The following is a 19,502-nucleotide window of genomic DNA, read 5'->3' on the forward strand; positions in this document are numbered from 1 at the left end:
CCGTTCCCACCGTGGGGTGATGACCATGAACCCGCTCACGAACCGCAGGATCGTCCTCGCCGCGGCCGCCGCGGTCGTGCTCTCCTTCACGGGCGCGGCCTGCGGCGACGACGACGGCAACGGAAACGGCGGCGGCAACGGCGGATCCGGCGGCGACAAGATCACCGTCGGCATCAAGTTCGACCAGCCCGGCATCGGCCTGAAGACGCCCGACGGCAAGTACACCGGCCTCGACGTCGACGTCGCCACGTACGTCGCGAAGCAACTCGGCCACGACCCCTCCGACATCGTGTGGAAGGAGGCCAAGAGCGCCGACCGCGAGACGCTGCTCCAGCGCGGCGACGTGGACTTCATCGCGGCCTCCTACTCGATCAACGACAAGCGCCTGGAGAAGGTCGACTTCGCCGGTCCCTATCTGCTCGCCCACCAGGACGTGCTGATCCGGGCCGACGACGACTCGATCAAGAAGCCCTCCGACCTCAACAACAAGAAGCTGTGCTCGGTCACCGGCTCGACCTCCGCCCAGAACGTCAAGACGAAGATCGCCCCCAAGGCCCAGCTCCAGGAGTACGGCGGCTATTCCGAGTGCCTGACCGGCCTGGAGAACGGCGTGATCGACGCGCTCACCACCGACGACTCGATCCTGGCCGGCTATGCCGCGCAGCCCGAGTTCAAGGGCAAGTTCAAGCTCGGCGGCTTCAAGCTGAGCAACGAGAACTACGGCATCGGCGTGCAGAAGGGCAGCGAGCTCAAGGCGAAGATCAACAAGGCCCTGGAGAAGATGGTCGCGGACGGCTCCTGGCAGGCCGCCGTCGACAAGAACCTCGGCCCGGCCGGCTACCACAACGAACCGGCGCCGAAGATCGGCGTGGTCGTGCAGTGAGCGGGCCGTCGTGTTCGACTTCCTCGAGGGCTACGACATCCTGGGAGCCTTCTGGACCACCGTCCAGCTGACCGTCTACTCCGCGATCGGCTCCCTGGTCTGGGGGACGCTGCTGGCCGCCATGCGGGTCAGCCCCGTCCCCCTCATGCGGGGCTTCGGCACCGTCTACGTCAACATCGTCCGCAACATCCCGCTCACCGTCATCATCGTCTTCACCTCGCTCGGCCTCTTCCAGACCCTCGGCGTCAGCCTCGGCGCCAAGGACTTCACCACCATCAACTTCCGGCTCGCCGTCCTCGGACTCACCGCCTACACCTCCGCGTTCGTCTGCGAGGCGCTGCGCTCGGGCATCAACACCGTGCCCCTCGGGCAGGTCGAGGCCGCCCGCGCCATCGGCCTCAACTTCACCCAGACGCTGCGGCTCGTCGTGCTGCCCCAGGCCTTCCGCTCGGTCGTCGGCCCCCTCACCAACGTCCTCATCGCCCTCACCAAGAACACCACCGTCGCCGCCGCCATCGGCGTCGCCGAAGCCGCCCTGCTGATGCGGGAGATGATCGAGAACGAGGCACAACTCCTGCTCATCTCCGCGATCTTCGCCTTCGGCTTCATCTGCCTCACCCTGCCCACCGGTCTCCTCCTCGGCTGGATCGCCAAGAAGGTGGCGGTGAAGCGATGAAGACCAGGACCACCGTCCTCTACGACGTCCCCGGGCCGCGCGCCCGCCGCCGCAACCTCATCTACACGGCGGTCTTCCTGCTCGCGCTGGCCGCGGTCGTCTGGTGGGTGGTGCAGAGCCTCGCCGACAAGGACCAGCTCGCCTGGGAGAAGTGGGCCCCCTTCTTCACCGACTCCCGGGTCTGGACCACCTACGTCCTGCCCGCCCTGCAGAACACCGTCATCGGCGCCGCCCTCGCCATGGTCATCGCCCTGCCCCTCGGCGCGCTCTTCGGCATCGCCCGGCTCTCCGACCACACCTGGGTACGGGGCGCGGCCGGCACGGTCGTGGAGTTCTTCCGCGCCATCCCGGTGCTCATCCTCATGCTCTTCGCCAACGCCGCGTACGCGGAGTTCACCGACGTCAGCCCGGAGAACCGCCCGCTGTACGCGGTCGTCACCGGCCTCGTCCTCTACAACTCCTCCGTGCTCGCGGAGGTCGTCCGGGCCGGCATCCTCGCCCTGCCCGCCGGCCAGACCGACGCCGCCAAGGCCATCGGCATGCGCAAGGGCCAGACCATGGCCCACGTGCTGCTCCCGCAGTCCGTCACCGCGATGCTGCCCGCCCTGGTCAGCCAGCTCGTCGTGATCGTCAAGGACACCGCGCTCGGCGGCGCGATGCTCGGCTTCTCCGAGCTCCTCGCCTCGGTCCGCCCGATGAGCGCCAACTACGGCGCGAACACCATCGCCTCCTTCACCGTCGTGGCCGTCATCTTCGTGATCCTCAACTTCCTCCTCACCACCTTCGCCTCCTGGCTGGAGGCCCGGCTGCGCCGCGGCAAGAAGACCACCGGCGCGGTCGTCGGCGCCGACACCGTCGAGGAGCTCGCCGTCCCCGGCGAGCACCCGCCGGGCGGCGACACCGATCGGACCTGAGCCTTACGTCTCCGTGACGTCCCGCCCCGGATGCTCGGCGGGGCCGCCCCTCGTGCCGAGAATCAAGGGCATGACCGCCCACCCGCCCCCGCCCCCGGGACCGCCGTCCGACCGTCCGGACCAGCCCGAGCAGCCCGGCCGTCCCGACCGGCCGGCGAGCTCACGGCCCGGACCCGCGCGCCCCGGACCCACCGTCACCGACCGGCTGCTCGCCGCCCTCGCCGGGATCCTCGCCGGATACGGCGGACTCGCCGTCGCCGCCCTCGTGGCCGTCCTCGTGCGCCCCGAGGCCGGGCCGGTGCCCGCCGTCGGCGACGCCGTCGTCGACCGCACCCCGGCCGCCGTCAAGGACTGGGCGATCCGCACCTTCGGCGAGAGCGACAAGGCCGTCCTGGAGGCCGGCATCCTGGTGCTGCTCGCCCTCCTCGCCGTCGCCCTCGGCCTGCTCGCCCTGCGCCGCAGGGCCGCCGCCCTCACCGGCGTGGCCCTGCTCGGCGCCCTCGGGGCGCTCGCCGCCGTCACCCGCCCCGACTCCACCTCGGCCGCCGACGCGCTGCCCTCACTGCTCGGCGCGGCCACCGCCGCCGCCGTCCTGTACGTCCTCGCCACCCGGCTCACCCGGCCGCGCCCCGCCACCACCGGCACCGCCGCCGTCCGCTCCGACCGGCGCGGCTTCCTGCTCGCCGGGGCCGGCGTGACCGTCGGCGCCACCGCGGCCACCCTCGCCGCGCGCGGCCTCGGCTCCACCCGCTCCGAGCACGCCGCCGCCTCCCGCAGCGCCCTCCGGCTGCCCCGGCCCGCCTCGCCGGCCCCCGCCGTACCGCCCGGCGTCCGGCTCCCCGTCGAGGGCATCAGCCCCTTCGTCACCCCGAACAAGGACTTCTACCGCGTCGACACCGCGCTGGTCGTCCCGCGCGTCGACGCCGACACCTGGCGGCTGCGGATCCACGGCACCGGAGTGCCCGGGGAACGCTCCTTCACCCTGCCCGAGCTGATGCGCCGCCAGGTCGTCGAGCGCGACATCACCCTCGCCTGCGTCTCCAACGAGGTCGGCGGCCCGCTCGTGGGCAACGCCCGCTGGCTCGGCGTCCGCCTCGCCGACCTGCTGCGCGCGTGCGGGGTCCGCCCGCCCTCCGAAGGCGGCCGGGCCGACCAGCTCGTCGCCCGTTCCGTGGACGGCATGACCATCGGCACCCCCGTCGAGGACGTCATGGACGGCCGCGACGCGCTCCTCGCCTTCGGCATGAACGGCGAACCGCTGCCCTTCGCGCACGGCTTCCCCGTCCGCATGGTCGTCCCCGGCCTCTACGGCTACGTCTCCGCCTGCAAGTGGCTCTCCTCCCTGGAGCTCACCACCTTCGCCGCCTACGACGCCTACTGGGTGCCGCGCGGCTGGTCCGCGCGGGCGCCGGTCAAGACCCAGTCCCGGATCGACACCCCCCGCCCCTTCGCCCGGATCGCCGCGGGCCCCCGCCCGGTCGCCGTCGCCGGCGTCGCCTGGGCCCAGCACCGCGGCGTCTCCCGGGTCGAGGTACGGGTCGACGACGGACCCTGGCAGGAGGCCGAGCTCGGCGCCGAGGACAGCCGCGACACCTGGCGCCAGTGGGTCTTCCGCTGGCCCGCCACGCCCGGCCGGCACGTCCTCACCGTGCGGGCCACCGACGGCACCGGCGCCGTGCAGACCGGTCGCCGCGCCGACGTCATGCCGGACGGCGCGACCGGATGGCACGCGGTCGAGGTCACCGTCGCCGCGGACTGAACGACGCCGCCGGGGCCCGGGCGCCCGGGCCCGCCCGGATGCCGCCCCGGCCCCGGCGGCGCACCATGAGAACCATGGAGCGCACCGCCGGACTCGGCGAGGTCAGCGCGCCGGGCCGGGTCGCCGGACCCGACGAGGGGATCAGCACCGCCGAGCTCGCCCTCGCCGCCCGCAACCACGGCCTCCCGCTCGAAGCCCTCCGCCACGACACCAGCCCGCCCGGTCTCCACTACGTCCTGGTGCACTACGACATCCCCGCCGCCGACCCCGACCACTGGCGGCTCGACCTCGACGGGCTCGTCGAGCGCCCGCTCGCGCTCGGCCTCGCCGAGCTGCGCGCCCGCCCCGCCGTCACCCACCGGGTCACCCTGGAGTGCGCCGGGAACGGCCGGGCCCGCCTCACCCCCCGCCCGGTCAGCCAGCCCTGGCTCACCGAGGCCGTCGGCACCGCCGACTGGACCGGCGTCCCGCTGGCCGAGCTGCTCGCCGAGGCCGGCCCGCGCCCCGGCGCCGTCGACACCGTCTTCACCGGCGCCGACCACGGCGTGGAACGCGGCACCGAACAGGACTACCGGCGCAGCCTCCCGCTCGGCCTCGCCGCCGACCCGGCCCACGGCGTCCTCGTCGCGTACGCCATGAACGGCGCCCCGCTGCCGCCCCAGCACGGCCACCCGCTGCGCCTGGTCGTGCCCGGCTGGTACGGCATGGCCTCGGTCAAGTGGCTCCGCTCGGTCACCGTCACCGACACCCCCTTCACCGGCTTCCAGCAGGCTGTCGCCTACCGCTACCGGCGGGCCGGCGACGCCCCGGACGACCCCGGCGAGCCCGTGACCCTGATCGCCCCGCGCGCCCTGATGGTGCCGCCCGGCTTCCCCGACTTCATGACCCGCGCCCGGGTGGTCCGCCCCGGCCCGGTCCCGCTGACCGGCCGCGCCTGGTCCGGGCACGGCCCCGTGGTCCGGGTCGAGCTCAGCACCGACGGCGCGGAGAGCTGGACGGACGCCGAGGTCACCGCCGACCCGGACCGGCCCTGGGCCTGGGCCGCCTGGCGCGCGGACTGGACCGCGCGCCCCGGCACGTACCTGCTGAGCGTCCGCGCCACCGACGCCACCGGCCGCACCCAGCCGCTCACCGCCCCCTGGAACCGCGGCGGCTTCGGGAACAACGAGGTCCAGCGCGTCGAGGTGCACTGCCTGCCGGAGCGAGCCCCTGCCCGGGAGTGACCCGTCCCACCCGGCCGCCGCCCCGGCGACGTCCGGGCGGCCGGATAGAGTCGACCGGGACGCACCGTCACCGCAGGACCGATCGCACGACCGAGGAGCATTCCGTGACCGACCCGGAGACCACCGCCCTGCAGCAGCAGATCGCCCGGGAGCTGGAGGTCGGCGAGACCTTCGACCCGAAGACGGAGATCGAGCGCCGGGTGGCCTTCCTCACCGAGCGGCTCACCTCCACCGGGCTGCGCAGCCTGGTCCTCGGCATCAGCGGCGGCGTGGACTCCACCACCGCGGGCCGGCTCTGCCAGCTCGCCGTCGAGCGCGCCCGGGCCGCCGGCCACGAGGCCACCTTCTACGCGATGCGCCTGCCCTACGGCGTCCAGGCCGACGAGCACGACGCCCAGCTCGCCCTCGGCTTCATCCGCGCCGACCAGGTCCTCACCGTGGACGTGAAGCCGGCCAGCGACGCCGCCCTCGACGCGGCCCTGGCCGCCGGCGTCACCTTCCGCGACGCCCACCACCAGGACTTCGTGCAGGGCAACATCAAGGCCCGCCAGCGCATGATCGCCCAGTACGCGGTGGCCGGCGCCCACGACGGCCTGGTGGTCGGCACCGACCACGCCGCCGAGGCGGTCTCCGGCTTCTTCACCAAGTACGGCGACGGCGCCGCCGACCTCGTCCCGCTCACCGGCCTCACCAAGCGCCGGGTGCGTGCCGTCGCGGCCGAGCTCGGCGCCCCCGCCGAGCTGGTCTGGAAGACCCCGACCGCCGACCTGGAGACCCTGGACCCGGGCAAGCCCGACGAGGACGCGCTCGGCGTGACGTACGACGAGATCGACGACTTCCTGGAGGGCAAGCCGGTCGGCGAGGCCGCCTTCGCCGCCATCGTGCGCCGCTACCGCCTCACCGACCACAAGCGCCGCCTGCCCATCGCGCCCTGAGGCCCGGTCCCGCCCCCGGCCACCGCCGGGTGACAGCCGGGGGACCATCCGGCCGTTTCCGCGTGGCGGGGGCGGCCGGGCACCCGGGCCGTGGTGTGCCCTGAGGGGACGTCAGCAGACGCCCACCGAAGGGAGAAACCCCCGTGTTGTTCGGCAGCACCACGGCATTCAGCAGCTTCTCGGTCGACGACCTCGACGCGGCCCGCGCCTTCTACGGCGACACCCTCGGCCTGCAGGCCGAGGCGGAGGGCTCCGGGGAGATGCGGATGCTGACGCTCACCCTCGCCGGCGGCGCCAAGGTCATGGTCTACCCCAAGGGCGACCGGCACAGCCCGGCCAGCTTCACCGTCCTGAACTTCCAGGTCGACGACATCGAGACGGCCGTCGACGCGCTCACCGACAAGGGCGTCAAGTTCCAGCGCTACCCCGGCTTCGAGTTCGACGCCAAGGGCATCTGCCGGGACGAGCGCGGACCGGCCATCGCCTGGTTCACCGACCCCGCGAAGAACGTCATCGCCGTCATGGAGCGCTGACCCCGCGGCCCCACCACCCTCGCGCCGCACCCTCCGCTCCCTCCTACCGGCCGGTACGGCCCCCGCGCGGTGCGCGCCCCCGCCATGTGATCCACTGTCCTGGCGGGGGCGCACACGAACAGGAGCCGCACGCCGTGTCCACCTACCGTCAGCCGGGACTCGTCCTCACCGACCGCCGCTTCACCGTCCCCCTCGACCACGCCCGCCCGGACGGCGAGACGATCGAGCTGTACGGACGCGAGGTCGTCGCCGGCGACCAGGCCCACCGCACCGACCTGCCCTGGCTGCTCTACCTGGAGGGCGGCCCCGGCTTCGGCGCCCGCCGCTTCATCGGCCCGCAGGCCTGGCTCGGACGCGCCGTCCGCGAGTTCCGCGTACTGCTCCTGGACCAGCGCGGCACCGGCCGCTCCACCCCCGCGAACCGGCAGACCCTGCCGCTCCGCGGCACCCCGCGCGAACAGGCCGACTACCTGGCCCACTTCCGCGCCGACTCCATCGTCAAGGACTGCGAGCTGATCCGCCGCGAGCTGACCGGCGGCGCCCCCTGGACCGTCCTCGGCCAGAGCTTCGGCGGCTTCTGCGCCACCCACTACCTCTCCACCGCGCCCGAGGGCCTCGCCACCGTCCTCATCACCGGCGGCCTGCCCTCCCTGGACGCCCCCGCCGACGAGGTCTACCGGGCCGCGTACCCGCGGATCCTGCGCAAGAACGAGGCGCACTACGCCCGTTACCCCGAGGACGTCGAGCGGGTCCGCGCCGTCGCCGCCCACCTCCAGGAGCGGCCCGCGACCCTGCCCGGCGGCGGCACCCTCACCCCCGAGGCCTTCCAGTCCCTCGGCATCCTGCTCGGCACCGGCCAGGGCACCCACCAGCTCCACCTGCTCCTGGAGGACGCCTTCGTCCCCACCCCCGGCGGACCCGCGCTCTCCGACGCCTTCCTCGAAGCCGTCCAGGCCCAGCTCTCCTTCGCCGGACACCCGCTCTACGCCGTGCTCCACGAGGCCATCTACGCCCAGGGTCCCGGCCTCGGCCACGGACCGACCGCCTGGGCCGCCGAGCGGGTCCGCGCCGAGTTCCCCGACTTCGACGCGGCCAAGGCGCTCGCCGGCTCCGGCCCCGTCGCGCTCACCGGCGAGAGCATCCACCCCTGGCACTTCACCACCGACCCGGCACTGCGCCCGCTGCGCGAGACCGCCGAGCACCTGGCCGCCCGCGCCGACTGGGCGCCGCTCTACGACCCGGCCCGGCTCGCCGCCAACGAGGTGCCGGTCGCCGCCGCCGTCTACCACGACGACATGTACGTGGACACCGCCCACTCACTGCGCACCGCCCGGGCGATCCGGGGCCTGCGCACCTGGGTCACCGACGAGTTCGAGCACGACGGCGTCCGGGCCGGCGGCCCGCGCGTCCTCGACCGGCTCCTCGCCCTGGTCCGCGACGAGATCTGAGCGGCCCCGGGGCAGGCGGCGGAACCGGTCCCTCCGGACCGGGGTCCGCCGCCCGCGCCCGGGGATAGGATGCGCGCGCAATCGGTGAGCAATCGGCGCTCGCCCGCCGCCCGTTCGAGCACCAGGGGGGACCGTTGGCAGCAGGGGGACCGAGGACACCCGGCGGCATGCCCACGCCCTCCTCCGGACGCGAGCTGAAGTTCCGCGCCCTCACCGCCCGCCTGCGCCAGGGCATGCTCGACGGCACCTGGCCGCCCGGCAGCAAACTGCCCACCGAACGCGCCCTCGCCGCCGAGACCGGGGTCTCCGTGACCACCGTCCGCCGGGCCTACGAGGACCTCGTCGCCCTCGGCCTGGTCGAACGCCGCCAGGGCGCGGGCACCTTCGCCGCCGCCCACCCCGAGGAACCGCGCACCGGCCGTACCGCGGTCGGCGTCCTCGTCCCCGACACCGCCTTCTACTACCCCCGGGTCCTGCACGGCATCGAGCAGGAACTCACCGCCGCCGGCGCCCGCCTGCTCCTCGCCTGCTCCCACTACGACCCCGCCGAGGAGGACGCCGCCGTCACCCGGCTGCTCGGCGCAGGCGTCCACGGACTGCTCCTCGTGCCCACCCTGCACACCGCCACCGATCCCGGCCGGCGCGCCGAGGAACTGCTCGCGCTGCCCGTGCCCGCCGTCCTCGTCGAACGGCGGCTCGCCGCCCACGGCCCCGGCGACCCCACCGAGCACGTCTGCACCGACCACGAGGGCGGCGCCTACGACGCCGTGCGCCACCTGCGCGCCCTCGGCCACCGCAGGCTCGGCCTGGTCGTCCGCTCCGACGCCCCCACCACCGCCCCCATCGAGTCCGGCTTCGCCCGCGCCGTCGCCGACCTGGAGCTGCCCCGGCCCCGCCACGAGCGCGAGACCATGGCGGAGTGGGACGCCGCCCGCGCCGACGCCGCCGTCGCCGCGCTGCGCGCCGCCCGGGTCACCGCCGCCCTCTGCTTCGGCGACCGCGAGGCCGCGCTGGTGCTCGCCGCCGCCCGCCGGGCCGGCCTGCGCGTCCCCGACGACCTGGCCCTGATCTCGTACGACAACGAGTTCGCCGACGTCGCCGAGACACCCCTGACCGCCGTCTCCCCGCCCAAGTTCCAGGTCGGCCGGCTCGCCGCGCGGATCCTGCTGCGCCGGCTCGCCGAGGGCGACGCCTCCCCGCTGCACCAGGTGCAGTTGCGGCCCCGGCTCGTGGTCCGCGCCTCCTGCGGAGCCGCGAGCGGACCCGGCCCCGGAGCGGACGCGCACAAAAGTCCAAGCGGTGCTCACTGATTGCTCATGGTGCGCTCCCGTCCGCCGGGATAGAAATCCGTCCGGGCCCCCCGGTCCCTCAGGGGGCGGCTCACCGCGCCGAGAGAGGACGGACATGACCACCCACGTCGAGAACGAGATCGCGAGCCAGCCCGACTGCTGGCGGCGGGCCGCCGCGCTCGCCGCCGAACGGGCCGACCTGCTGCCGCGCACCGGCGAGCGGATCGCCGTCGTCGGCTGCGGCACCTCGTACTTCATCGCCCGGGCCTACGCCGCCCTGCGCGAGTCCCTCGGCGCCGGCGAGACCGACGCCTTCCCGGCCTCCGACCCCACCCCGCTCGGCCGCCGCTACGACCGCGTCGTCGCCCTCACCCGCTCCGGCACCACCACCGAGGTCGCCGAACTCCTCGCCCGCGCCGCCGGACGGGTCCCCACCGTCGCCCTCACCGGCGTCCCCGACAGCCCGGCCGGACACCACGCCGACGCCGTCGTCGACCTCGGCTTCGCCGACGAACGCTCCGTCGTCCAGACCCGGTTCGCCACCACCGCGCTGCAACTCCTGCGCGCCGGGCTCGGCGTCGACCTCGAACCCTCGATCACCGACGCCGAACTCGCCCTGTACGAGCCGCTGCCCACCGCCTGGGAGCAGCACGGGCAGTTCACCTTCCTCGGCACCGGCTGGACCGTCGGCCTCGCCGACGAGGCCGCGCTCAAGCTGCGCGAGGCGGCCCGCGCCTGGACGGAGTCGTACCCGGCGATGGAGTACCGCCACGGCCCCATCAGCATCAGCGACCCCGGCAGCCTGGTCTGGTGCCTCGGCCCGGTCCCGCCGGGCCTCGCCGACGAAGTCAACGCCACCGGAGCCCAGTTCGTCGCCGACGCCGTCGACCCGGTGGCCGCCCTGGTCCGCGCCCAGCGCCTCGCCGTCGCCCTGGCCGGCCGCCGCGGCCTCAACCCCGACCGCCCGCGCAACCTCACCCGCTCGGTGATCCTCGCCGGGGCGCGGTAGGGCGCTTCCTCCGGACCGGGGCCGGACCCGGCTCGTATCCTGCCCGCATGAGCGAGAACACCGAACAGGCCCCGCCGCTGGCCGAGATGCCCGCCGACTGGCAGCGCGCGCTCGCCGTCGTCGCCCACCCCGACGACCTGGAGTACGGCTGCGCCGCCGCCGTCGCGGGCTGGACCGACCAGGGCAAGGAGGTCGCCTATCTGCTCGTCACCCGCGGCGAGGCCGGCATCGACACCCTGGATCCGGCCGCCTGCGCCCCGCTGCGCGAGCGCGAGCAGCGGGAGAGCGCGGCGGTCGTCGGCGTGCGGACCGTGGAGTTCCTCGACCACCGCGACGGCGTGATCGAGTACGGGCTCGGGCTGCGCCGCGACATCGCCGCCGCGATCCGCCGGCACCGCCCGGAGCTCGTCATCACCCTCAACCACCGCGACACCTGGGGCCCGGAGCCCGGCGGCTTCTGGAACACCCCCGACCACCGCGCGGTCGGCCGGGCCACCCTGGACGCGGCGGCGGACGCGGGCAACCGCTGGATCTTCCCCGAGCTCACCGAGCAGGGCCTCGACCCCTGGAACGGCGTCCGCTGGGTCGCCGTCGCCGGCTCGAACCTGCCCACCCACGCCGCCGACGCGAGCCCCGGCCTGGACCGCGCCGTGCGGTCGCTGCGCGCCCACCGCACCTACATCGAGGCGCTCACCGACCAGGACGTCGACTCCTACTGCCGCTCCTTCGTCGCCGAGTCCACCGGCCGCGCCGCGGCCCGCTTCGGCGGCCGCCCGGCGGTCGCCTTCGAGCTGTTCCCGCGCTAGCCGGACGGGACGCGGCGGGACGGGCCCCGCTGGGACGGGTCCTTCCGCCGCACCCGTACGGACCCGCCGGTCCTACATGTCCGGGTCGGGCCGCAGGATCGCGAACGGGGCGCCGAAGGGGTCCGCGAACCAGGCGAGCCGCCCGACCTCCGGCACGTCGGAGGGCGGCAGCAGCACCGAGCCGCCGTTCTCCTGGACCGTCACGGAGGTGCGGTCGGCGTCGGCCACCATGAAGTACGGCACCCACATCGAGCGCTCCATGCCCTCCTGGCGGGGCGCCGCGCCGCCGAAGGAGGCGTCCTTCGGATCGCCCTCGGCGGTCAGCAGCACCCGGTAGGTCATCCCGGCGGTGTCCATCTCCTGCCAGCGCCAGCCGAACAGGCCCTGGTAGAAGCCGAGGACGCGCTCCGGGTCCGGCACGTGCAGTTCGACCCAGACCAGCGTGTCGTTCCGCGAGGTGCGCTCCAGGCCCTTGACCGTGCCCGGCTGCCACACCGCGAACTCGGCGCCCGCCGGGTCGGTGAGCGCCGCCATCCGGCCCGCGTCCATCACGTCGAAGGCCGCCGCCCGCACGGTGCCGCCGGCCTTCTCGGCGGCCTGCGCGGTGGCCTCCGCGTCCGGGGTCTGGAAGTAGACCGTCCAGGCGCTGTGCGCGCCCTCCTCGGTGAGCGGGCCGAGCGCGGCGACGGTCTCGCCGTCCTGCTGGAAGAAGCCGTAGCCGCCGGCGTCGGGCCCCGCCGAGGCGAAGTCCCAGCCGAAGACCCGGCCGTAGAAGCGGGCGGCGGCGTCCGTGTCCGGGCTGCCGAGGTCGAGCCAGTCGGGGGAGCCGGTGATGAAGTCCGTACCGAGCATGGGGTGGATCGTCCTTCCGGGTGGGGAGGCCGTGCCGTCACGGCGGATGCCGGGTGGTGCGCCGCCGGGGGAGCGGTGCGCCACCGGGCCGTCGGGCCCCGGGCGTCCGGGGTCCCGCGGTGGCGGGGCGCCCGACGCCGGACGGTCTCCGGAGCGGATGCCCGGAGCGGGGCACGGCATCGGGTTTCCGGCCACCATGGCCGATCCTCGCCTTCGGGCGGGCCGGGCGCAGCCCCGTCCGGCGGGTTTCATCCGCACGGCGCAGCGCCCGCGCCCGGCGCACGCCCGTTTCTCAGGCCCCCGCCGCAGACGTACCGGCCGCGACCCGGCGGTCCAGGTCCGTCATGAGCAGGTCGCCGTTGACGGCGACCGCCGCCCGGTAGCCGCCGCTCGCCGCGTTCACGACCTGCTCGTGCGCGCCGATGGCGTTGCCGGCGGCCCAGACGCCGGGGACCGAGGTCCGGCCGGTCTCGTCGACCGTCACGAACCGCCCCTGCGGGGTCTGCCGGGTCTCGGCGCCCAGCGCGGTGAGCAGCCCGTCGCGGGGCACGGTCCGGGTGCCGACGAACAGCACCTCGCGCGGCACCACCCGCCCGTCCGCCATCCGTACGCCGGTCAGCCGGTCGTCCTCGGTCACCACCCCGGCGACCTCGCCGGTCACCACCGTGACCCCGGCCGCCGCGAGCCGGGCCCGGTCCTCGGCGCGGGGCTCCGGGGCGGTGTGCAGGAAGAGGGTCACGTCCGGGGACCACTGGGAGACCATCAGGGCCTGGTGGGCGGGCAGCACGGGGTGGGCGAGCACGCCGAAGGCCCGGTCGCGCACCTCCCAGCCGTGGCAGTACGGGCAGTGCAGGACGTCCCGGCCCCAGCGCTCGGCCAGCCCCGCCAGGTCCGGCAGCTCGTCCACCAGACCGGTCGTGACCACGAGGCGCCGCGCGTGCACCCGGCGCCCGTCCGCGAGGTCCAGGACGAAGCCCCCGCCCGCTCCGGGCCCGTTCACCGGCTCCGCTCCCGCCTCGGTCCCGGAATCCGGCTCCGGCCGCGCGGCCGTGACCAGGCCCTCGGTCCACTCCACCCCGTACCCGGCGATCTCCCGCCGCCCGGCCGCCAGCAGATCCGCCGGGCTCGTGCCGTCCAGGCCGAGATAGCCCTGCATGTGGGCGGCGGGAGCGTTGCGCGGCGCCCCCGCGTCGATCACCAGGGTGCGGCGCCGGGCCCGTCCCAGGACCAGGGCCGCGCTCAGGCCGGCCGCGCCGCCGCCGACCACCACCACGTCGAATGCGCTCCGCGAGCTGTGTGCGTTCATACGGCGAGGGTCGCCCGGCCTCCCGCCATTGACAAACGAAGTTGCCGTTTCTGCAATGGATCCATGACGAAGCACCACGCCCACGCCCACTCCGACGGCTCCTCCGGCGACGGCGCGCCCGCCGGGGACGACGACCGGGTCGAGGCCGTCCTCAGCGAGGTCGGACCCCGGCTGCGCCGCATCCGCCGCGAGCGCGGCGCGACCCTGGCGGACCTCTCCGCCTCCACCGGCATCTCGGTGAGCACCCTGTCCCGACTGGAGTCCGGGCAGCGCAAGCCCAGCCTGGAGCTGCTGCTGCCGATCGCCCGCGCCCACCAGGTGCCGCTGGACGAGCTGGTCGGTGCCCCGCCGGCCGGCGACCCCCGGGTGCGGGCCCGCCCGATCCGCCGCCACGGCCGCACCCTCTACCCGCTCACCCGGCAGCCGGGCGGCCTCCAGGCCTACAAGGTGGTCCAGGAGCCCACCGCCGAGGCCCCCGACCCCCGGGTCCACGAGGGATACGAGTGGCTGTACGTGCTGGCCGGGCGGCTGCGCCTGGTGCTCGGCGACCACGACGTGGAGCTGGGCGCCGGGGAGGCGGCCGAGTTCGACACCCGGGTGCCGCACTGGTTCGGCCCGGCGGGGGACCGGCCGGTGGAGTTCCTGAGCCTGTTCGGCCCGCAGGGCGAGCGGATGCACGTACGGGCGAAGCCGAAGCGCTCCTGAGGCCCCGGGCCGCCGCATCCGGCGCCCTCACCGGCGGCCGGGCGGAAGTGGAAGCGCGCGGCAGGTTCCGCTCGTCCAAGCGACCGCTTAGTATGCCGTCGACCGCGCAGGACGCACGACGGCACGTGGAGGCCCCGGATGCAGGCATGGCGAGTGCACGAGAACGGCGAGCCGGGCGAGGTGATGCAGCTCGACGAGGTCCCGGCGCCCGCCCCCGGGCCCGGGCAGGTGCTGCTCAAGGTCCGGGCCACCGGCCTCAACTTCCCCGACGCGCTGCTCTGCCGCGGCCAGTACCAGGTGCGGCCGCCGCTCCCCTTCACCCCCGGCGTGGAGATCTGCGCCGAGACCGAGGACGGGCGCCGGGTCATCGCCACCCCCGCCCTGCCGCACGGCGGCCTCGCCGAGTACGCGGTCGCCGACGCCGCCGCGCTGCTGCCCGCGCCCGAGGCGCTCGACGACGCCGAGGCCGCGGCCCTGCACATCGGCTACCAGACCGGCTGGTTCGGTCTGCACCGCAGGGCCGCCCTGAAGGAGGGCGAGACGCTGCTCGTGCACGCCGCCGCCGGCGGCGTCGGCAGCGCCGCCGTCCAGCTCGGCAAGGCCGCCGGCGCCACCGTCATCGGCGTCGTCGGCGGCCCCGACAAGGCGGCCGCGGCCCGCGCGCTCGGCTGCGACACCGTCGTCGACCGGCACGCCGAGGACGTCATCGCCGCCGTCAAGGAGGCCACCGGCGGCCGCGGCGCCGACGTGATCTACGACCCGGTCGGCGGCGCCGCCTACCAGCAGTCCGCCAAACTCGTCGCCTTCGAGGGCCGGATCGTCGTCGTCGGCTTCGCCAGCGGCACCGTACCCGCCCCCGCCCTCAACCACGCCCTGGTGAAGAACTACTCGATCCTGGGCCTGCACTGGGGCCTCTACAACCTCAAGGACCCGGCGGCCGTGCTGCGCTGCCACGAGACCCTCACCGAGCTCGCCGCCAAGGGCCTGATCAAGCCGTACGTCAGCGAGCGGGTGCCCTTCGCGGGCGCGGCCGACGCCGTGCAGCGGCTCTCCGAGGGCGTCACCACCGGCCGGCTCGTCGTCCTCCCGGAAGGAGCCCGCGCATGACCGGGAACCCCGCCCCCACGCCCGCCGCCGGGGCGCTCGACGCCGCCGGACTGCGCGACCGGGTGCGCCGGCTGCTCGCCGAGCACCCGCCCGCGACCACCGACCGCCTCGACTTCCTGCGCGCCCGCTTCGACGCCGGCCTCGCCTGGGTGCACTACCCGGTGGGCCTCGGCGGGCTCGGCGCACCGCGCGCCCTCCAGGCCGTCGTCGACGCCGAACTCGCCGCCGCCGGCGCCCCCGACAACGACCCGCGGCGGATCGGCATCGGCCTCGGCATGGCCGCCCCCACCCTCCTCGCCTACGGCTCCGAGGAGGTCAAGGAGCGCTTCCTGAAGCCGCTCTGGGTCGGCGAGGAGGTCTGGTGCCAGCTGTTCAGCGAGCCCGGCGCCGGCTCCGACCTGGCCGCGCTCGGCACCCGTGCCGTGCGCGACGGGACGGACTGGGTGGTCAACGGGCAGAAGGTGTGGACCTCCAGCGCCCATGTCGCCCGCTGGGCCATCCTCATCGCCCGCACCGACCCCGACCTGCCCAAGCACCGCGGCATCACCTACTTCGTCTGCGACATGACCGACCCGGGCGTCGAGGTCCGGCCGCTGCGCCAGATCACCGGCGAGGCCGAGTTCAACGAGGTCTTCCTCACGAACGTGCGCATCCCCGACGCCCACCGGCTCGGCGAGGTCGGCGACGGCTGGCGGGTCGCCCAGACCACCCTGATGAACGAGCGGGTCTCCATCGGCGGCGCCCGCATCCCCCGCGAGGGCGGCATGATCGGCAAGGCCGCCACCACCTGGCGGACCCGGCCCGAGCTGCGCACCCACGAGCTGCACCGGCGGCTGCTCGACCTGTGGGTGGACGCCGAGGTCGCCCGGCTGACCGGAGAGCGCCTGCGCCAGCAGCTGGTGGCCGGCCAGCCGGGACCCGAGGGCAGCGCGATGAAGCTCGGCTTCGCCCGGCTCAACCAGGCCATCAGCGCCCTGGAGGTCGAACTCCTCGGCGACGAGGGCCTGTTGTACGGCGACTGGACCATGGTCCGGCCCGAGCGCGTGGACTTCACCGGCCGTGACGCGGGCTACCGCTATCTGCGCTCCAAGGGCAACTCGATCGAGGGCGGCACCACCGAGGTGCTGCTCAACATCGTGGCCGAACGGGTCCTCGGCCTGCCGCCCGAGCCCCGCAACGACAAGGACGTCGCCTGGAAGGACCTCGCCCGATGACCGAGACCCCCGACACGGCGGCCGTGACGCCCGAGGCCACGGACGCGCCGCTGGACCTGCTCTACTCCGAGGCCGAGGAGGACCTGCGTGCCGCCGTCCGCTCGCTGCTCGCCGACCGGGCCGACCCGCAGGCGCTGCTCGCCCGGATCGAGGGCGGGGACCCGTACGTCCCCGGCCTGTGGGACGCCCTCGCGGGCGGCATCGGCGCCGCCGGACTGCTCGTGCCCGAGAAGCTGGGCGGCCAGGGCGCGAGCCACCGCGAGGCCGCGGTGGTCCTGGAGGAGCTGGGCCGGGCCGTGACCCCCGCCCCGTACCTCACGAGCGCCGTCGTCGCGACCGAGACCCTGCTCGCGCTCGGTGCGGACGAGGGCCCGGTCGCGGAACTCCTCGGGGCACTGGCCTCGGGGGAGCGGACCGCCGTGCTCGCCGTGCCGCTGTCCGCCGCCCCGGGCGGCGAGCCGGTGGCCGAGGGCCCGGTGCCCGCCGTCGCCGACGCGGCCGCCGCCGACGTGCTGCTCGTGCCGCGCGCCGACGGGCTGTACGCCGTGCAGGCCGCCGAGGCCCGGATCACCCCGCGGGTGCCGCTCGACCTCACCCGCCCGCTCGCCGTCGTCGACGCCACCGGCGCCCCGGGCACCCGGCTGGCCGGTCCGGAGGAGGGCCGCGCCGCGGTCCGGCGCGGACTGCTCGCCGGCGCCGGGCTGCTCGCCTCCGAGCAGCTGGGGCTGGCCTCCTGGTGCCTGGAGGAGACGGTCCGGCACACCAAGGAGCGCCACCAGTTCAACCGGCCGGTCGGCTCCTTCCAGGCTCTCAAGCACCGGATGGCGCAGCTGTGGCTGGAACTGGTCGGCGCCCGGGCGGCGGCCCGTGCCGCCGCCGACGCCCTGGCCACCGGGGCGCCGGACACCGAGCTGACCGTGGCCGTGGCCCAGGCCTACTGCGCCAGGGTCGCCGTGCACGCCGCCGAGGAGTGCGTCCAGCTGCACGGCGGCATCGGGATGACCTGGGAGCACCCGGCGCACCTCGCGCTGAAGCGGGCCAAGTCCGCGCAGACCGCGCTCGGTTCGCCCGGCCGTCACCAGGACGTGATCGCCGCCCTGGTGGACCTGCCCGCTCCCGCGTAAGGGGCCCCTGCGTCCACACCCCTCTACATCCTGTTTAATTGCGAGGACTTCGCAATAACAGTTGATCATCAAGAGGGGTGTGGACACCATGGCCGTCCGACACGTCCGCCGCGCGACCGCCGCGATCCTCGCGGGGGCGACCGCCCTCGCCGCGGCGGCCTGCTCGAACCCCGGCGCCGCCGGTGCGGGCTCCGGCGGCCCGCGGGACTCCGTCGTCGTCGGCATCGCCGCCGAACCCGACACCCTCAGCCCGCTCCTCGGCTACGGCAAGGACGGCAACTCCAAGATCTTCGACGGACTCCTCGCCCTCGACGCCGACATGCGGCTCACCCCCGCCCTCGCCACCGCACTGCCCCGGGTCAGCGACGACGGCCTCACCTACACGTACACCCTCCGCAAGGGCGTCACCTTCAGCGACGGCCGGCCCTTCACCGCCCGCGACGTCGTCTTCACCTACCGGACGGTGCTCGACCCGCGCACCAACAACCCCTCCCGCAGCGAGCTCGACGCCCTGAAGGACGTCCGCGCCGTCGGCGACCACACCGTCGTCTTCACCCTCAAGTACCCCTACGCGCCCTTCGCCCGGCGCACCGTCCTCGCCATCGCCCCCGAACACGTCGCCGGCACACAGGACGTCAACAGCGGCCCCTTCACCACCCGGCCCGTCGGCACCGGCCCCTACGTCCTCACCGACTGGTCCAAGGGCGAGAAGCTCAGCTTCCGCGCCAACCCCCACTACTGGGGCGGCGCACCGGCCGTGCGGAAGTTCACCATGGCCGTCGTCAAGGACGACGACGTGCGCGCCACCCGGCTGCGCGCCGGCGACCTCGACGCCGCGATCCTGCCGCCCGCGCTCGCCGCCGGATTCAAGGACGACCCGCACCGCACCACGTACACCGCCACCACCTTCGACTACCGCACCGTCACCCTCCCCACCCACCACAAGGTGACCGGCGACATCGCGGTGCGCCGCGCCCTCGACCTCGCCGTCGACCGGCAGACCATGGTCGACACGATCCTCGAAGGCGCCGGCCGCCCCGCCTACGGCCCCGTGCCCACCGACAGCCCCTGGTTCACCCGCGGCACCGAACGCCGCCACGACCCCGCCGGCGCCGCGAAGATCCTCGACGAGGCCGGCTGGAAGCCCGGACCCGACGGCATCCGCGTGAAGAACGGCGTCCGCGCCGCCTTCCCCCTCTGGTACCTCTCCGGCGACAAGCTCCGCCAGGACCACGCCCTCGCCTACGCCTCCGACGCCAAGAAGGCCGGCATCGAGATCACCACCCAGGCCGGCACCTGGGAGGTCATCGAACCCCGGATGAAGACCGACGCCGTCCTCGCCGGCGGCGGCTCGCCCGGCGACCCCGACTTCGACCAGTACCTCCTCCTCAAGTCCGAACTCGCCGGCGACGGCTTCAACAACATGGCGTGGTACGCCGACCCCACCGTCGACCGGGCCCTGGAGGACGGCCGCCGCACCGACGACCCCGCCCGGCGCCGCGCCGCCTACGACACCGTGCAGCGCGCCCTGGTGAGGAACCCCGGCTACACCTTCCTCACCCACGTCGACCACGTCTACGTCGTCGCCGACCGCTGGACCACCGCCGCCGGCCGGCTCACCACCCAGGTCGAACCGCACGAGCACGGACTCGGCTCCGGCCCCTGGTGGAACATCGAGGACTGGACCCCGAAGCAGTGACCCCCGCACCCCGCCGGCGC

Annotated in this window: 18 protein-coding genes; 16 read left to right on the plus strand and 2 right to left on the minus strand. The window is 74.9% G+C overall.

The window, feature by feature from the left end; translation table 11 throughout:
* Positions 1 to 19 precede the first annotated feature (19 nt).
* The 11 genes from ACIGW2_RS08490 to ACIGW2_RS08540 all read left to right on the plus strand — a co-directional run bounded on the left by ACIGW2_RS08490 (position 20) and on the right by ACIGW2_RS08540 (position 11,475).
* Complete coding sequence (locus ACIGW2_RS08490) at positions 20 to 883, plus strand: glutamate ABC transporter substrate-binding protein (protein WP_356068799.1); 864 nt, start codon at positions 20 to 22, stop codon at positions 881 to 883.
* A 10-nt stretch (positions 884 to 893) separates the two neighbouring features.
* Positions 894 to 1,559, plus strand: coding sequence for an amino acid ABC transporter permease (locus ACIGW2_RS08495; protein WP_361576391.1), 666 nt, complete (start codon positions 894 to 896; stop codon positions 1,557 to 1,559).
* A complete protein-coding gene (locus tag ACIGW2_RS08500) occupies positions 1,556 to 2,473 on the plus strand; it encodes an amino acid ABC transporter permease (RefSeq protein ID WP_399842107.1) in 918 nt (305 codons plus the stop codon). Before ACIGW2_RS08495 ends, ACIGW2_RS08500 begins: the two co-directional genes overlap by 4 nt.
* Before the next feature lie 70 nt (positions 2,474 to 2,543).
* A complete protein-coding gene (locus tag ACIGW2_RS08505; RefSeq protein WP_399842110.1) occupies positions 2,544 to 4,232 on the plus strand; it encodes a molybdopterin-dependent oxidoreductase in 1,689 nt (562 codons plus the stop codon).
* 74 nt (positions 4,233 to 4,306) lie between these two features.
* Positions 4,307 to 5,455 (plus strand): sulfite oxidase, encoded by a 1,149-nt coding sequence (locus ACIGW2_RS08510; protein ID WP_391652101.1) that lies wholly within the window; start codon positions 4,307 to 4,309, stop codon positions 5,453 to 5,455.
* A 104-nt stretch (positions 5,456 to 5,559) separates the two neighbouring features.
* The gene (nadE, locus tag ACIGW2_RS08515; protein ID WP_391652100.1) at positions 5,560 to 6,390 is read left to right on the plus strand and encodes an ammonia-dependent NAD(+) synthetase; all 831 of its coding nucleotides are present in this window, start codon (positions 5,560 to 5,562) and stop codon (positions 6,388 to 6,390) included.
* 146 nt (positions 6,391 to 6,536) lie between these two features.
* Positions 6,537 to 6,923 carry a VOC family protein gene (locus tag ACIGW2_RS08520; RefSeq protein WP_391652461.1) on the plus strand — a complete coding sequence of 129 codons (387 nt, stop codon included), beginning with the start codon at positions 6,537 to 6,539 and terminating at the stop codon, positions 6,921 to 6,923.
* Between the two features lie 134 nt (positions 6,924 to 7,057).
* Positions 7,058 to 8,371, plus strand: coding sequence for an alpha/beta fold hydrolase (locus tag ACIGW2_RS08525; protein WP_399842113.1), 1,314 nt, complete (start codon positions 7,058 to 7,060; stop codon positions 8,369 to 8,371).
* Positions 8,372 to 8,538: 167 nt separating this feature from the next.
* The gene (locus ACIGW2_RS08530) at positions 8,539 to 9,681 is read left to right on the plus strand and encodes a substrate-binding domain-containing protein (RefSeq protein ID WP_399842117.1); all 1,143 of its coding nucleotides are present in this window, start codon (positions 8,539 to 8,541) and stop codon (positions 9,679 to 9,681) included.
* Between the two features lie 94 nt (positions 9,682 to 9,775).
* On the plus strand, positions 9,776 to 10,669 hold the full coding sequence (locus tag ACIGW2_RS08535; protein ID WP_391652097.1) for an SIS domain-containing protein: 894 nt from the start codon (positions 9,776 to 9,778) through the stop codon (positions 10,667 to 10,669).
* Positions 10,670 to 10,716: 47 nt separating this feature from the next.
* The gene (locus ACIGW2_RS08540) at positions 10,717 to 11,475 is read left to right on the plus strand and encodes a PIG-L deacetylase family protein (RefSeq protein WP_391652096.1); all 759 of its coding nucleotides are present in this window, start codon (positions 10,717 to 10,719) and stop codon (positions 11,473 to 11,475) included.
* Positions 11,476 to 11,547: 72 nt separating this feature from the next.
* Here the strand turns inward: ACIGW2_RS08540 and ACIGW2_RS08545 are convergent, their stop codons facing one another.
* Positions 11,548 to 12,327: a VOC family protein gene (locus ACIGW2_RS08545; RefSeq protein ID WP_391652095.1), complete on the minus strand. Its 780-nt coding sequence runs from the start codon at positions 12,325 to 12,327 to the stop codon at positions 11,548 to 11,550.
* A gap of 292 nt (positions 12,328 to 12,619) precedes the next feature.
* The gene (locus tag ACIGW2_RS08550) at positions 12,620 to 13,633 is read right to left on the minus strand and encodes an NAD(P)/FAD-dependent oxidoreductase (RefSeq protein ID WP_399842121.1); all 1,014 of its coding nucleotides are present in this window, start codon (positions 13,631 to 13,633) and stop codon (positions 12,620 to 12,622) included.
* A 63-nt stretch (positions 13,634 to 13,696) separates the two neighbouring features.
* Between ACIGW2_RS08550 and ACIGW2_RS08555 the strand changes: the two genes are divergently transcribed.
* The 5 genes from ACIGW2_RS08555 to ACIGW2_RS08575 all read left to right on the plus strand — a co-directional run bounded on the left by ACIGW2_RS08555 (position 13,697) and on the right by ACIGW2_RS08575 (position 19,482).
* Positions 13,697 to 14,338, plus strand: coding sequence for a helix-turn-helix domain-containing protein (locus ACIGW2_RS08555; RefSeq protein ID WP_391652093.1), 642 nt, complete (start codon positions 13,697 to 13,699; stop codon positions 14,336 to 14,338).
* Positions 14,339 to 14,476: 138 nt separating this feature from the next.
* The gene (locus tag ACIGW2_RS08560; RefSeq protein ID WP_361576427.1) at positions 14,477 to 15,445 is read left to right on the plus strand and encodes an NADPH:quinone oxidoreductase family protein; all 969 of its coding nucleotides are present in this window, start codon (positions 14,477 to 14,479) and stop codon (positions 15,443 to 15,445) included.
* Complete coding sequence (locus tag ACIGW2_RS08565) at positions 15,442 to 16,659, plus strand: acyl-CoA dehydrogenase family protein (RefSeq protein ID WP_399842125.1); 1,218 nt, start codon at positions 15,442 to 15,444, stop codon at positions 16,657 to 16,659. The genes ACIGW2_RS08560 and ACIGW2_RS08565 overlap by 4 nt, the downstream gene beginning before the upstream one ends.
* Positions 16,656 to 17,783 (plus strand): acyl-CoA dehydrogenase family protein, encoded by a 1,128-nt coding sequence (locus ACIGW2_RS08570; protein WP_391652091.1) that lies wholly within the window; start codon positions 16,656 to 16,658, stop codon positions 17,781 to 17,783. The genes ACIGW2_RS08565 and ACIGW2_RS08570 overlap by 4 nt, the downstream gene beginning before the upstream one ends.
* Before the next feature lie 88 nt (positions 17,784 to 17,871).
* A complete protein-coding gene (locus ACIGW2_RS08575) occupies positions 17,872 to 19,482 on the plus strand; it encodes an ABC transporter substrate-binding protein (RefSeq protein WP_391652090.1) in 1,611 nt (536 codons plus the stop codon).
* Positions 19,483 to 19,502 lie beyond the last annotated feature (20 nt).

It is taken from the genome of Streptomyces sp. NPDC053541, assembly GCF_044544705.1.
Lineage (GTDB): Bacteria > Actinomycetota > Actinomycetes > Streptomycetales > Streptomycetaceae > Streptomyces.

Excerpts from the sequence above, each read along its gene's own strand:
- ACIGW2_RS08530 (WP_399842117.1), top strand. The coding sequence starts at position 8,539 with ATGCCCACGCCCTCCTCCGGACGCGAGCTGAAGTTCCGCGCCCTCACC.
- ACIGW2_RS08490 (WP_356068799.1), top strand. The coding sequence starts at position 20 with ATGACCATGAACCCGCTCACGAACCGCAGGATCGTCCTCGCCGCGGCC.
- ACIGW2_RS08550 (WP_399842121.1), bottom strand. The coding sequence starts at position 13,633 with ATGAACGCACACAGCTCGCGGAGCGCATTCGACGTGGTGGTGGTCGGC.
- ACIGW2_RS08545 (WP_391652095.1), bottom strand. The coding sequence starts at position 12,327 with ATGCTCGGTACGGACTTCATCACCGGCTCCCCCGACTGGCTCGACCTC.
- ACIGW2_RS08570 (WP_391652091.1), top strand. The coding sequence starts at position 16,656 with ATGACCGAGACCCCCGACACGGCGGCCGTGACGCCCGAGGCCACGGAC.
- ACIGW2_RS08555 (WP_391652093.1), top strand. The coding sequence starts at position 13,697 with ATGACGAAGCACCACGCCCACGCCCACTCCGACGGCTCCTCCGGCGAC.
- ACIGW2_RS08535 (WP_391652097.1), top strand. The coding sequence starts at position 9,776 with ATGACCACCCACGTCGAGAACGAGATCGCGAGCCAGCCCGACTGCTGG.
- ACIGW2_RS08540 (WP_391652096.1), top strand. The coding sequence starts at position 10,717 with ATGAGCGAGAACACCGAACAGGCCCCGCCGCTGGCCGAGATGCCCGCC.
- ACIGW2_RS08575 (WP_391652090.1), top strand. The coding sequence starts at position 17,872 with ATGGCCGTCCGACACGTCCGCCGCGCGACCGCCGCGATCCTCGCGGGG.
- ACIGW2_RS08560 (WP_361576427.1), top strand. The coding sequence starts at position 14,477 with ATGCAGGCATGGCGAGTGCACGAGAACGGCGAGCCGGGCGAGGTGATG.
- ACIGW2_RS08500 (WP_399842107.1), top strand. The coding sequence starts at position 1,556 with ATGAAGACCAGGACCACCGTCCTCTACGACGTCCCCGGGCCGCGCGCC.
- ACIGW2_RS08505 (WP_399842110.1), top strand. The coding sequence starts at position 2,544 with ATGACCGCCCACCCGCCCCCGCCCCCGGGACCGCCGTCCGACCGTCCG.
- ACIGW2_RS08565 (WP_399842125.1), top strand. The coding sequence starts at position 15,442 with ATGACCGGGAACCCCGCCCCCACGCCCGCCGCCGGGGCGCTCGACGCC.
- ACIGW2_RS08510 (WP_391652101.1), top strand. The coding sequence starts at position 4,307 with ATGGAGCGCACCGCCGGACTCGGCGAGGTCAGCGCGCCGGGCCGGGTC.